The sequence below is a fragment of the Natronorubrum aibiense genome, from assembly GCF_009392895.1.
Lineage (GTDB): Archaea > Halobacteriota > Halobacteria > Halobacteriales > Natrialbaceae > Natronorubrum > Natronorubrum aibiense.
This window is the reverse complement of record NZ_CP045488.1, coordinates 2,690,651-2,703,239: the sequence shown is the minus strand read 5'-3', so window position 1 is coordinate 2,703,239 and position 12,589 is coordinate 2,690,651. Positions and strand designations below refer to the sequence as shown.

Annotated in this window: 16 protein-coding genes; 5 read left to right on the top strand and 11 right to left on the bottom strand. The window is 64.1% G+C overall.

The features are described from left to right. Positions 1 to 22: 22 nt before the first annotated feature. Positions 23 to 160, bottom strand: a complete 138-nt coding sequence (locus GCU68_RS21355; RefSeq protein ID WP_168927097.1) for a hypothetical protein — start codon at positions 158 to 160, stop codon at positions 23 to 25. A gap of 82 nt (positions 161 to 242) precedes the next feature. Beyond that, positions 243 to 416, bottom strand: a complete 174-nt coding sequence (locus tag GCU68_RS21350) for a DUF7556 family protein (protein ID WP_168927096.1) — start codon at positions 414 to 416, stop codon at positions 243 to 245. 315 nt (positions 417 to 731) lie between these two features. Between GCU68_RS21350 and GCU68_RS13360 the strand changes: the two genes are divergently transcribed. Continuing rightward, positions 732 to 1,283, top strand: coding sequence for a GMP synthase subunit A (locus GCU68_RS13360; RefSeq protein WP_152942394.1), 552 nt, complete (start codon positions 732 to 734; stop codon positions 1,281 to 1,283). Positions 1,284 to 1,325: 42 nt separating this feature from the next. Here the strand turns inward: GCU68_RS13360 and GCU68_RS21345 are convergent, their stop codons facing one another. After that, positions 1,326 to 1,508: a hypothetical protein gene (locus tag GCU68_RS21345; protein ID WP_152942392.1), complete on the bottom strand. Its 183-nt coding sequence runs from the start codon at positions 1,506 to 1,508 to the stop codon at positions 1,326 to 1,328. Positions 1,509 to 1,511: 3 nt separating this feature from the next. After that, on the bottom strand, positions 1,512 to 1,898 hold the full coding sequence (locus GCU68_RS13350; protein ID WP_152942390.1) for a cupin domain-containing protein: 387 nt from the start codon (positions 1,896 to 1,898) through the stop codon (positions 1,512 to 1,514). Between the two features lie 173 nt (positions 1,899 to 2,071). On the opposite strand from GCU68_RS13350, the gene GCU68_RS13345 reads away from it, so the two are divergent. Together GCU68_RS13345 and GCU68_RS13340 are read left to right on the top strand one after the other, a co-directional pair. Then, complete coding sequence (locus tag GCU68_RS13345; protein WP_152943723.1) at positions 2,072 to 2,575, top strand: LUD domain-containing protein; 504 nt, start codon at positions 2,072 to 2,074, stop codon at positions 2,573 to 2,575. Between the two features lie 2 nt (positions 2,576 to 2,577). Continuing rightward, entirely contained in the window at positions 2,578 to 4,908 is a 2,331-nt protein-coding gene (locus GCU68_RS13340; RefSeq protein ID WP_152942389.1) for an LUD domain-containing protein, read from the top strand. 129 nt (positions 4,909 to 5,037) lie between these two features. Here the strand turns inward: GCU68_RS13340 and GCU68_RS13335 are convergent, their stop codons facing one another. Together GCU68_RS13335 and GCU68_RS13330 are read right to left on the bottom strand one after the other, a co-directional pair. Then, positions 5,038 to 5,292 (bottom strand): DUF3194 domain-containing protein, encoded by a 255-nt coding sequence (locus GCU68_RS13335; protein WP_152942387.1) that lies wholly within the window; start codon positions 5,290 to 5,292, stop codon positions 5,038 to 5,040. After that, complete coding sequence (locus GCU68_RS13330) at positions 5,293 to 5,688, bottom strand: prefoldin subunit beta (protein ID WP_152943722.1); 396 nt, start codon at positions 5,686 to 5,688, stop codon at positions 5,293 to 5,295. Between the two features lie 109 nt (positions 5,689 to 5,797). Between GCU68_RS13330 and GCU68_RS13325 the strand changes: the two genes are divergently transcribed. After that, positions 5,798 to 6,901: an iron transporter gene (locus tag GCU68_RS13325; protein ID WP_152942385.1), complete on the top strand. Its 1,104-nt coding sequence runs from the start codon at positions 5,798 to 5,800 to the stop codon at positions 6,899 to 6,901. Here GCU68_RS13325 and GCU68_RS13320 read toward each other — a convergent pair whose 3' ends face one another. From GCU68_RS13320 to GCU68_RS13300, 5 genes are all read right to left on the bottom strand, one after another. Beyond that, a complete protein-coding gene (locus GCU68_RS13320; protein WP_152942383.1) occupies positions 6,902 to 7,375 on the bottom strand; it encodes a DUF2243 domain-containing protein in 474 nt (157 codons plus the stop codon). Between the two features lie 106 nt (positions 7,376 to 7,481). Further along, positions 7,482 to 7,748, bottom strand: a complete 267-nt coding sequence (locus tag GCU68_RS13315) for a KEOPS complex subunit Pcc1 (protein ID WP_152942381.1) — start codon at positions 7,746 to 7,748, stop codon at positions 7,482 to 7,484. 6 nt (positions 7,749 to 7,754) lie between these two features. Continuing rightward, a complete protein-coding gene (locus GCU68_RS13310) occupies positions 7,755 to 7,889 on the bottom strand; it encodes a DNA-directed RNA polymerase subunit P (RefSeq protein WP_008163634.1) in 135 nt (44 codons plus the stop codon). 22 nt (positions 7,890 to 7,911) lie between these two features. Further along, on the bottom strand, positions 7,912 to 8,172 hold the full coding sequence (locus tag GCU68_RS13305; protein ID WP_152942379.1) for a 50S ribosomal protein L37ae: 261 nt from the start codon (positions 8,170 to 8,172) through the stop codon (positions 7,912 to 7,914). A 67-nt stretch (positions 8,173 to 8,239) separates the two neighbouring features. Further along, entirely contained in the window at positions 8,240 to 8,443 is a 204-nt protein-coding gene (locus GCU68_RS13300; RefSeq protein WP_152942377.1) for a hypothetical protein, read from the bottom strand. Positions 8,444 to 8,716: 273 nt separating this feature from the next. Between GCU68_RS13300 and GCU68_RS13295 the strand changes: the two genes are divergently transcribed. Next, complete coding sequence (locus tag GCU68_RS13295) at positions 8,717 to 12,121, top strand: hypothetical protein (RefSeq protein ID WP_152942375.1); 3,405 nt, start codon at positions 8,717 to 8,719, stop codon at positions 12,119 to 12,121. Positions 12,122 to 12,589 lie beyond the last annotated feature (468 nt).

The window sequence follows — 12,589 nt, the reverse complement described above, 5'->3', positions numbered from 1 at the left end:
TCCGTCTGCCTCGTTCCGAACGCTACAGTGCCGCGAAAACCAGCCACGGAACGATGAACAACGCGACCGTCAACACGGCGAGGATCAACAGATACCCGATTGCTGTCCCGCCTGCGGTCACCCACGACGGATGCTCGAACTCACTGAGATCGACTGCCATACTAGTCTCCTTCGTTGAAACACGCATAAACGTACCGGAAGTAGGGACAATGCCCGGACAAAACACACTCGCTGCAGTCCGCCTACCGCCACGTCTCGAGCGAAACGGCGTCTCGCTCGGGCATCGAGAGCCAGACGTCGTCTCGCGTGATATCGGCGATTACGAGGTGCGAACGACCATCAATCTCGTCGATCGCAGCGACGACACTGCCGTCGTCTGCCGACTGACTACCCACGGACTCGGCCTCGAGTGTCATACTCGACGATATACCGCACGGATGTATGAACGTTTTGGTATCGACCGAAACAATGTCTGAAGCTTTCTCTACAGCACGTGAAATGGAAGGATGTGGGACTAAAACCGGAAATCGGTGGAAAGAACAAATCTACGGATCGAGAACGCAGACGACGGTCAGCGAACCGGCTCGGGAATCGTTCAGTCACACTGCTTTCGATGCCCGCTCCGTTGCCATCGTGCGATTGGGTTTACCGTGAGCGGCAGAGACGACGCCGACGCGAACCGAGAACGGTTTTCGGACCGCTTTTACCGAGTGACTGGCTATGGCCACTCAATGACGAAGATCGTCGTGGTGGACAACCACGGACAGTTCACCCATCTCGAGCGCCGGGCGCTTCGCGACCTCGGCGTCGACACGGAGCTAATCGACAACGAGACACCACCCGAAGACATCGACGCAGACGGCGTCGTCCTCTCGGGCGGCCCCGACATGGATCGGATCGGCAAGTCGGCCGACTACCTCGAGGCGGACGTGCCGGTACTCGGTATCTGTCTTGGCATGCAGCTGATCGCCGAGGAACTGGGCGGTCGCGTCGGCAACGGCGAGTATGGCGGGTACGCCGACGTCACCGTCGACATCCTCGACGAGGACGACCCGCTGACGGGTTCGCTCCACCCCGAAACTCGCGTCTGGGCGAGCCACGCCGACGAGGTCAAAGAGTTGCCCGACGGGTTCGAACTGACCGCCAAAAGTGACGTCTGCGGCGTCGAGGCGATGAGCGACACCGACCGCGACCTCTACGGCGTCCAGTGGCACCCAGAAGTCGCCCACACCGAAGAGGGCGACGAGATCTTCGAGAACTTCCTCGAAATCTGCGAGCAATAAAACCGACACGCGAGGACGCGTCCTGCCCTCGAGCGTCGTGGCCTAACAGAAGTACACCCAGAATCGGTGTCCGTCCGGACAGACGGCGGTCGTGTGCTCCCCGTAGAGCGCGACGGACCGTCTAACCACGATTTCGGCGTCCGTATCGGGTACCGAAACGGCCGTCTCTTGCTCACATCGTGGACACGAGACAACCGTCACGCGCTCTGCTGTGGTCGTTGCCATCGGTTACTCACCCATCTTGGTCGCCATGTGTTCGAAGACGGCCATGTGATCCTCGTGCGGGCTAAACAGGACGAACTCCGCGTCCTCGTCGACCCAGGCCGTGTGACCCGGCGGCCAGTAGACGACGTCACCGGCCTCAGCTACTTCCTCGGTGTCGTCCGAGTACCGAACAGTGACCTCGCCCGCGATCACGTATCCCCAGTGTGGACACTGACAGGCGTCGTCAGGAAGCCCCTCCAACAGCGGTGTCAGATCGGTTCCCGCACTCACGCGAAAGCGTTCCGCGGCTAATTCGCTGTCGTCGGCTGCTGTGCCGAATCCCGCCTGGTGTTGGACCACCGCGTCCGGCGTGTCCATCACGACTGTGAGATCCGCTTTTGATTGGTGCATCGTACTCAGTCCTCCCGTCATGAGTATGAGCGGGAGACGTATGGAGGCGCCGAGTGAGCAGCGGGCACCGACTGACCGCGTTGCAGCCACTGACCGAGGGCCACACACTGCAAGTGAGTGACTCCACGCACCGTCCGACAGTCTATTGACGATCGCTTCGAATGTGACACATGATGACAATCGATACCGTCGGTCGGTTCGAACGTGCACTCGAGTCCCTCGAGGTGGGCATCGAGCGGGTGCCGGCAGCCGACGCGACCGAGCGAATCGCAGCGGCGATCGACGACCCCGCGGTCGGGGTTCCCCTTCCGTTCGACGGCGTCTCACAACCGGACGCGGTGACGACGGCACCAACTGCTGGCGAACTCGAGCGGGCACGGACTGGCGTCACACCTGCACAGTTCGGGATCGCCGAGTACGGCACCGTCGCGATCCGCTCGACGGCTGCGGGCAACGAACCGGTCAGTCTCTATCCCGACTACCACGTCGCGATCGTCGCCGCGAGCGACGTCGTGCCGGATCTCGGGGCCGGCTTCGATCGTCTCGAGAAGCACTTCGCCGACCGCGAGAGCATCGTCTTCGCGACCGGCCGTAGCGCAACGGCGGACATGGGCGACCTCGTCCACGGCGTCCACGGGCCCGGCACCGTCAGCGTGATGGTAGTGGAGGATCGGTAACGATGGCGGAGCGAGCCCACCCAGCCCGCTCGCGGGACGAAACGGCCGCACAGATTCGACATCTCCTCGAGACCGAAGGCGAGGCCGTCCACGCCCACTCGAGCACAATGAGCGCGCGTCAGGCGCAAATCTACGACGAAACCGACGATATCGAGACGCTGCGGACGGACGCCCGGGCGATCAAGGAGGACGCGATCGATCGCCTTCCCGAGTTGCTCGAGACGGTTCGCGAGGCGGTCGAGGCGAACGGCGGCACGGTCTACGTCGCAGAGGACGCGGCGGACGCGAACGCCTACGTGGCGGACGTGGTCGACGATCGGGCGGACGGCAGGGACGACGTCGCAGACGCCCCGTCGGTCGTCAAATCGAAGTCGATGACCACCGAGGAGATCGATCTCAACGAGGCCCTCGAGCGCGATGGCATCGACGTCTACGAGACCGATCTCGGCGAGTGGGTCCTGCAAGTCGCAGACGATACGCCCTCCCACATCGTCGGGCCGGCGATGCACCTGAGCCGCGAGGAGATCGCCGAACTGTTCACCGAGCGATTCGATCCCGACGAGGAGTTCGAGACGGCCGCACAACTCACCGAGTTCGCCCGCGACTACCTCGGCGAGCGCATCCGCGAGGCCGACGTAGGGATCACAGGTGCGAACTTCGTCGTCGCCGAAACCGGGACGATGGCACTCGTCACGAACGAGGGCAACGCCCGCAAGTGTGCTGTCACGCCCGACACCCACGTCGCGATCGCCGGCGTGGAGAAGTTGCTCCCGTCGGTTCGGGACCTCGAGCCGTTCGTCGATCTGATCGCCAAGAGCGCGACGGGACAGCCGATCTCCCAGTACGTGACAATGTTGACGCCGCCGACCGCGTCACCGACGCTGGATTTCGCCGCGCCAGACGCCCCTATCGCGGGCACGGACGCAGACGCGTTGTCCGCAGGCACCGAACCCGACCGCGAGTTCCACCTCGTCTTGCTCGACAACGGCCGGCTGGACATGCGCGAGGACGACCAGCTCCGGGAGACGCTGTACTGCGTCCGGTGTGGGGCCTGTTCGAACTCGTGTGTGAACTTCCAGTCCGTCGGCGGCCACGCCTTCGGCGGGGAGACGTATTCAGGCGGGATCGCGACCGGCTGGGAGGCCGGCGTCCACGGCCAGGACAGCGCCGCCGAGTTTAACGACCTCTGTACCGGCTGTTCGCAGTGTGTCAATGCCTGCCCCGTTAAAATCGACATTCCGTGGATCAACACCGTCGTCAAGGATCGGATTAACCGCGAGGGTGACGCCGAGTCGTACGACTTCCTCGTTGACGGCCTGACGCCCGACGCCGAGACTGACACGAGCGGTCTCGACTCTGGCAAACGGTTCTTCGGAAACATTAGCACGGTCGCGAAACTCGGCTCCGCGACGGCACCCGTCTCGAACTGGCTCGCCGAGACTGGCCTTGTCCGTACGCTGCTCGAGTCAACCCTCGGCATCGACCGGCGTCGCGATCTGCCGACCTTCCAGCGGGAATCGCTCGTCGACTGGTTCGAGGCCCAGGGCGGCGTGGCGGCCTCGAGACGCCGCGCCGAACGCGCCGCGTCCCACGCCAACGCGGCCGACGTCGGCCGCGAAGCCGTCCTCTACCCCGACGTCTACACGAACTACGTCGACACCGACCGCGGCAAAGCCGCTGTCAGGACGCTCGAGGCACTCGGCGTCCCGGTCAGCGTTCCCGACCTACCCGAAAGCGGCCGGGCACCGCTCTCACAGGGGATGATCGCCACGGCGGACCGACAGGCCAGCCGCCTCTACGGGGCCGTCGCCGAGGACCTCGACGCCGGCCGCGACCTCGTCGTCATCGAACCTTCCGATCTGGCGGCGTTTCACCGCGAGTACGAGCGCTTGCTGCCCACTCGCTCGTTCGAACGCCTCCGGGACAACAGCTACGAGGTGTGTCACTACGTCTACGGCCTCCTCGAGAATGGAACCGATGCGGACGCGCTTGCGACCGCCGATGGCGGGACCGACGACCAGGGCGAACCGATCGCCTACCACTCCCACTGCCAGCAGCGCACGCTGGGCCTCGAGGCCCCGACGACGGCGCTGCTCGAGCGCTGTGGCTACGCACCCCGGACCTCGAGCGTCGAGTGTTGTGGCATGGCCGGCAGCTTCGGCTACAAACAGGAGTACTACGAACTGAGTATGGATGTCGGCAACCGACTGGCTCAGGAGTTCGAGAGCGCGGAGACCGTCGTCGCCTCCGGGACATCGTGTGGCGACCAACTCGAGACGCTGCTCGAGCGCGACGTTTCCCACCCGATCGAGTTGCTGGCACCGGATCGCTGAGCGGACACCGTACTCGCCGACCCCGGCTGTGGAGCACGGTTCGACCGGTCGCTCGAACTGGCGAGCGGCGCGCTCATGGGCCGTGGCGTCACGAAAACGAAACGGATGGCCGTCGGTCGGCCGGACCGCTTACTCGCCGAACAGTTCGTCGACTGCGTTTCGCGCTGCGAGCGCGGCGTCGTCGGCGACCTGCTCGGCATCGGGCGTGTCCTCGCTGTCGGGCGCGTTGAGGTAGACGTCGACCTCGAGGACGCCGTCTTCGAACGTTACAGTGACGTCGAGATCGCGAACCGCCGACTGTTTGTACTGCAAGAAGACGTAGCCTTCCGCAGCGTCCGACGCCGTCTGAACGACGTCGTCGGCCGTCGGCTCGTCAGTCGGCATTTATGCGCCGCCAGCGCCGGGGCCGCCTGCCGGGCTTGGGCCGCCGCCCATGCCGCCACCGAGGAGCTCTTCGAGCTCGCCCTGCAGGCTCTCGAACTGCTCCTGCACGCGGTCTTCCTGTTTCTCGAGCGTCTCAACGCGGATTTCGAGGGAGTCGACCTTGTCCTCGAGGTCGGCTTCGGCCTCGTCGTACTCCGTCTCGACGAGCAGTTCGCCGACCTTGCGGTACATCGGCGTCTCTTCGTCGATGTTCTCGAGTTCGTCGAGGGCGTTTTCGGCCTCGGTGAGGTTCGATTCGGCTTCCTGTTTCTGGACGGCAACCGTCTGTGCGGTCTCCTGAAGGTCCTGTAGCTGTTCGATTTTCTCCTGTGCTTCCGGCGGCAGATTACCCTGCATATCTCGACCGTCGCCCTCCGGACGGATAAAGCCAAGCTTTGTCGTCGACCAGCAGGCCCCAGCAAGCGCAGCCCTATCACTCATCCAGTCGACCACCGTGAAGTCGGTGATGCGACGGCGAACGGCACTCGCAGCCGGCGGGTCGCTACTCACCGCCCTGTCGGCTGGCTGCCTCGAGACCCTGCGGCGAGAGGATGCGTGGCGCGAGCTCGTCGTCGACCCGCCTGAGGGGATCTACGTCCCGCCGAAAGTCGACGGTATGGTGCGCTACGGGACGGCAACCGTGGACGGGCGCTCGATCACGGTTCGGGCGACCCGTCCGCACTCGTTCTGGCCGGTCGCTGGCACCGAACGAAGCCGCGCCGACGTCCGTTCACGACACGCGCTGCACCTGATGGTGAGCGTCCACGACGCCGACACGGGGGTGTTCGTCCCCGTACCGGTGACGACGGCGATCCGACACCGCGACGGACCAGGCGACGGCGACCGCGTCGACGAGCGCTCGCTCTGGCCAATGCTCTCCCAGCGAATGGGGCCACACTACGGCGACAACGTCGTCCTCGAGGGCGACGGCACGTACACGGTAACGGTTCGGACCGGGCCGACGACTGCCGACTCGACCGGATCGCTCGCCGACCGAACAGGCGAGGCGACTAGCGCCGATTTCGAGTTCGAGTACGACGCGGCCGACATCGAGGACCTCGAGCGCCGACTGGTCGACGCGAACGAGGGACGGGGTGAGCCGGGTTCGCTCGAGTCGATGGCGGACGCCACGGTCCACGGTCCCACGATCGAGTCCAGCGGCGCGACTCGGATCGGCGTCGGGCGAAGCGGCGACGTCGTGGTTCCGACCGCGCTCGTCGAAGACGGCAATCGGGACGGAGTGGTGACCCCTGCGCTGGCGGCGACGCTGCGAACGAGACACAATCGGTACCCGCTCCCGTTCGCGTCGCTTTCGACGACGGTGTCTCGAGACAGCGAGCCGATCGTCACCGAGCAACTCGCCGAGACGATCGATCCCCGAATTGGCCACCATTATCGCACGCCGATCGAGCCGAGCGTTCTCGAGCGCGGCGACACCCTCTCGATCACTGTCGAAACCCCGCCGCAGGTGGCCCGCCACGAGGGGTACGAGACGGCGTTTCTCGAGCGCGACGAGGTGACGGTCGATCTCGAGGGCGGTAGCGCCGTTCATTGGTCCCTCCCGCGATGATTACGGCGCTCTGTGGCCGTCGGCGGTCCACAGCACACCCAGACCGACCACGAGGAGGAGGACGCTGATGGCGACCCAGGGTGGGTTCCACGCTTCGGTGCCGTGGACGACGTTGTGGATATCGAGCACGTAGTGGCTGACGACGCCGTCGATGACGTTGAACACCCCCATTCCGACGACGACCGCGCCGACGAGATAGCGCGTCGAGAACCGCTCGGCGGCCCCGTTGACGGTTCGCCAGAGGCCGCCGAGACCGGCGACCATCACGCCGAGCATGACCAGCAAGAACAGTCCGTCGACCATGACGTTCGTTCGCAATCCATCGAGACTGTAGGGATCGTAAAATCCCGACAGGAGATGATGTGTCTGGAGCGTAACGTGGAAGATCATGGCGTCGATGACGGCACCGAAGCCGAAGCCGACTGTGCCGCCCGATACCAGAAGCCGCCATCGCGTGCTGGTTGCTGCGACCATACCGCTGCTTTGGCTACCGGAAGGAAAAGTCACAAACCGGCGACTGCCACCGTGTCGGGACGACCAGCGACGACGGCGCGGTCAGGTCACTCGAGCGACGCTTCGCTTACGAGGACTCGAGCGTGCGCTCGCCGATAGTGGCAGTCCGTTCGGCGACGTCGACGAGCGTAAACCAGGTGTTGATCGCCGCACGAAGCGCGATCACGTCCGTGGCTTCAATGGAGATGCGGACGAGCGACTGCTGGCGCTCGATCGTCGTCTGGGAGCGGTCGTCGTCGATCTCGCCGATCTCGCGGCGGACGCTGTCGGCGACGAGCCGTGCACGAGACGGCGTCTCGTACTCGAACTCGAGGGTCGCGTCGTGAGAAGACACGCGCGGTTACTGAACGTCGACTTCCTTGACGTCGCGGCTGCGCTCTTTTAAGAGCACGCGGTGACCACAGTACGGACAGCGAACGCCGCCGTACTCGTCGATCTGGACGTCGCGCTTACAGCGGGAGCATTTGTAACTCATACTGAATCAGTGTCCGTGGTCGTTATTCGTCTTCTGCCAGTGCAGCGCGGATCGAACGCTTGACGGTGCGGCCGGCGGGCGTCTCCGGGCGGTAGGCACCGCCGGTGAAGACTTCGCCGGTCTCTTCGTTCTTCCAGATACCGGTGCCGACGCGGGTGACGGAGTCTCCGTCAACCTCGGCGTTCTGCATGTCGTCTTCGATCTCACTGACGCGACGTCGGGCAACGCGACCGTAGCGTGCGCCAAAGCGGCCCGCGCTACCGACTATTCCTTTCTTGGCCATAGTAGGACTAGCTATCCCCAGCGGATTCTTAAACCTGTTGAGTCGCGACGGAAGCTCCGACGACCGTCTAGGCCTCGGCTTCCCTTGCGACTGGCCCGACGAGCAGCTCGCGGAAGACGAACGCGAGGGCAGCGAGATAGCCGACGGGCGCGAGCGGCGCAGCGAGCAACCCCGTTGCGACGCCCGTCACCGCGATGGCTGATCGAACGACGAGTCCACTCACCGCAAGCAGCGGAATCGTAGCCAGGACGGCGTCCGGTCGCTCGAGCATAGCTAATTACATCTAATTACGACCGCCCGGATAAGGGGCTGACAACCAGCAGACAGTGTCACTTCCATCGGATACTGACAGTATTTGCACCGTTGTACTCGACATCGAGTTTCGACAGCGACCAGAACCCGATCACAGTCGTGTCACTCCGAAACGGAACCGGTGGTCTGGCGACCCGCACCCGCGTCGTTTTCGCAGCCGTCTTCTCACAAAGAATAACGGTCAAGAGCACCCTAACAATGCATTATATCGTTTGTCGTGGTATATGACAACATGCGGCGACGAACCTACCTCGCCGCCGGGAGCGGTCTGGCGGTGACACTTACGGGGAGCGTGGAAGCGATCGAACGGGGGCTCACAAGGCGGGGTCATGCCGTCCAAGATGACGGCGTCACCGAGGTCCGAATCCTCGAGACGAACGCACCCGTCCAGGGTGGGTCGTTGCTCGAGGTGACGATCGAGGTCGAAAACACGGGTACGACGACGGTACGTCCGGCCGTCGACGCCTTCTACGAGGGTGAGCATCGATCGACCGTCCAGCCGACGATCGGTCCCGGGGAGACCCGAACCCTCGAGGACTTCAGTTTCCGCACGTATCCAGTCGGCGAAGACGACGAGGTCACGGTCCGGTTCGAAACCGACGGCAACACAGCCGAACGCACGGTCGACGTGCTCGCCGTCGAGGAGTTGGCCCCCGCGCAGTTGACGCCGGAACCGGAGCTATCGGTACAGCCGGGGACTACGGTCCTGCTTGAGGTCGAATCGGACGCGTTAGGGGAGTACGGTGGCCGAACGCAGTGGTTCGTCGACGGGGAGTACGTCGGCTGGTCGATGGGGCCCTGGCACAGCACGTACTACGGTCATCGCGGGGCCGACTACTGGCAGACGACGTTCGACGATGCTGGCACCTACGAGGTCGCCGCCGCTGTCGGCGACGACAACCCCGCTCGAGCGACGTGGACGATCACCGTAACGGAAACCGGCACCGCGGCGCCGACGATCGACGGGAAACGGCCGACAGACGACGCGCTCTCGGTCACCCGAGGCGAGCCGATCGAACTCGAACTGGACGTTGCCCACCCCGACGGGGCACTCGAGCGCGTTGTCTGGTGGCTCGGGCATTCGGACGTCATCCTCGGCGAAACGGCGGTAAGCGGCAGCGAAGATACCGCGACGCTTGCCCTCGAGAGTAGCTGTCACGGCTGTCCGATCATCACCTGGGTGATCGACGAGCACGGATCCGTCACGTCCACCAGCCCGTGGGTGATCGACGACGTCGGCGACCCCGACGCGGAGCTGTCCGTCTCGATCGTCGGAACGAACGACCCCGTCGACGCTGGTGAGGTGCTCGAGGTAACGGCGACGGTCGAGAACACGACCGACGTCGAACTGACGACGGACGTCGAGTTGATCGTCGGCCACGACCCCGAACTCGTCGACAGCCAATCGGTAACTGTCGGCGGTGGCGAGGTCGAGACAGTCGGCCTCGAGTTCGAAACGGCGGTCGTCAGGCGCACCCAGACGTTCCCCGTTCGGGTCGAAACCGAAGACAGCGCCGACGAACGGACCGTCGAGGTGATCGGCACCGACGACATCGGACTGGACGTGACGATCACCGAGACGAATTCGCCGGTCCGGACGGGCGAGTTTCTCGAGGTGACCGCCGAGGTCGAGAACCCCCACGACTCGGCGCTCACCCGCGAACTCCAGTTCGTCGTCGGCCACGATCCGACCGTGGTCGACACGACGACGGTGACGCTCGAGTCGGGCGACAGCGAGACGATCACGATGGGCTACGAGACCGCCGTTGTCGAGACCGCCCAGCGGTTTCCGGTTCGGATCGAAACCGAGGGCGATTCGGACGAGGTCCCGGTCTTCGTCTACGTCGACGAGCCGCCGCTTGCGGTGACGAACCTCGAGACGAACGACCCGGTCACGACCGGCGACGTCCTCGAGGTGACGGCGACGCTCGAGAACACCGCCGAGTCGGAGACGACCCAGGAGATCGAACTGATCGTCGGCCACGATCCCGAACTGGTCGACGCCCAAACGGTGACGGTCGCCGGCGGCGACACCGAGATGGTCGATCTCGAGTTCGAAACGGCGCTCGTCCGGCGGACCCAGACGTTCCCCGTGCGGGTCGAAAGCGACGACGACGCAGCCGCCCGCGACGTCGAGGTGATCGGCACGGACGACGTCGACGTGCGCGTGACGATCACCGGGACGAACGATCCCGTCGATTCCGGCGAGATTCTCGAGGTGACCGCCGAGATCGAAAACGCGAGCGCGGTCGCCATCACACAGACCCTCGAGTTCGTCGTCGGTCACGATCCGACCGTCGTGGACACCGCCTCGATGCGACTCGAGTCGGGCGAGCGCGAGACGGTCACGATGACGTTCGAAACGGCGCTGGTCGAGAACGACCAAGAGTTCCCGGTTCGCGTCGAGAGCGCTGTCGCCTCGGACGAGCGGTCGGTTCTCGTCTACGGCACCGATGACGAAGCCGACGAAGCCCCCGAAATCGAGTTCGTCGACTGCACGGAGGCCACCGTCTCCGGTGCGTTCGAAGCCGGCGACGACCTGACCGTCGAGACCCTCTTCGTCGATTCGGCGGGCGTCGGCAACGCCCATCCCGGGATCACAGTCGGCGACGGAATCGAGGCCCCGTTTTCCGGGACGGTTCGGTTCCAGATCAGCGAGGACGAGGGTGTCCTCGACCGAACCGACGACGAGGTTGTCGTCGGGCTCCGAGACGACGGCTTCGGCTCGACCATCGGGACCGTCTTCGTCAACTGGTTCGGCCCGGACGAAATCCGCGAAAGCAACCCCAACGACTGCGTCGACGAACGGCGGCCCGAGCGACCCACGATCGCACTCGAGGACGTCACGGCCGAGGACGACGACAGCGTGACGGTGACGTTCGGCTACGAGAATCCGAACGACCTCGACCTCTTCGGCGGCGCGTTCGTCGCCGGGACGACCCCGGACGAACCGCCTACGCTCGAGCCCGGGTCCCACACGTTCACCGTCGAGTGGACGCCTGCATCCGACGACGAGCGACTCGTCTGGGAAATCGACCTCTCGTCGTATCTCTACGACGAGACGCTCCGGGCCGAAACGGAGCCCGCCGGCACCTATCTCGAGCTGGAGCCGGAATTTTCGGTCACCATCCTCGAGGCGATCGATCCCGTCACTGCGGGCGAGACGCTCGCGGTCACAGCCGACGTCGACAACGTCGGCGACGTTGCTGGGTCGCAAGCGATTACGCTCGAGGTCGGTGGGCAAGTCGTGGACACGACGCAGGTCGACCTCGAGAGCGACGCAAGTGAAACGGTGACGCTGTCGTACCAGGCCCAGTCCGGCGATGTCGGCTACCTCGAGGTGACGGTCCGCAGCGAGGACGACGAGGCGACAACGCAGGTGACCGTCATCGAATCCGAAACAAAACCCGAATCGCCCGAAGATACGCCCGAGGAGCAACCAGAAGAACCAGAACCGCCCGAGGAACCTGCCCCACCCGAAGAGTCGGAGCCACCAGAAGAACCAGCGTCGCCTGACGAACCAGCGCCGCCAGCAGAACCGGAGCCACCTGCGGACGCCCCGTCAGCAGAGTCACCTGCAGACGATCAGCCGACGGAGCCAGCCAACGGCACGACGAACGAGTCAACGACCGACTAAGATGCTGGCATGATCGACGGCACTCGCTCGAGTAGCCGTCATCTCGGCAGCAGTCGATCCACGAGCAAGCCGTCGATTTCTATCGGTGGTAATACGGTTTCGTTATTCAGAACTACTCGTGACACTCGTGGAAAGGACGGACAGTATACCGGCAGAGACCGCAATCGATCCACTCCTATCAAGAACAGCGTGCTGAATGCAGTGGTTCCATTCCGAACAGAGACACATACAGGATGGCAGGATGTTCACACACCGTGTGCTATTATATCAACTATCACTCACGTATTCCCTGTGTGCGCCGTACGCGCTCCCGAATGCGGAAAAGAAAGAAGCTAACCCGACAGCAAGAAACAGTTCCGACGGTGTCGGCCAGATTAGTGAAGCAATATAGGTTACAACTAATGTGATTGCGAGCGAAATAACCCCTGCAACCGCTGATTTTTTGAGTAGCTGGGAACCCATACAGCA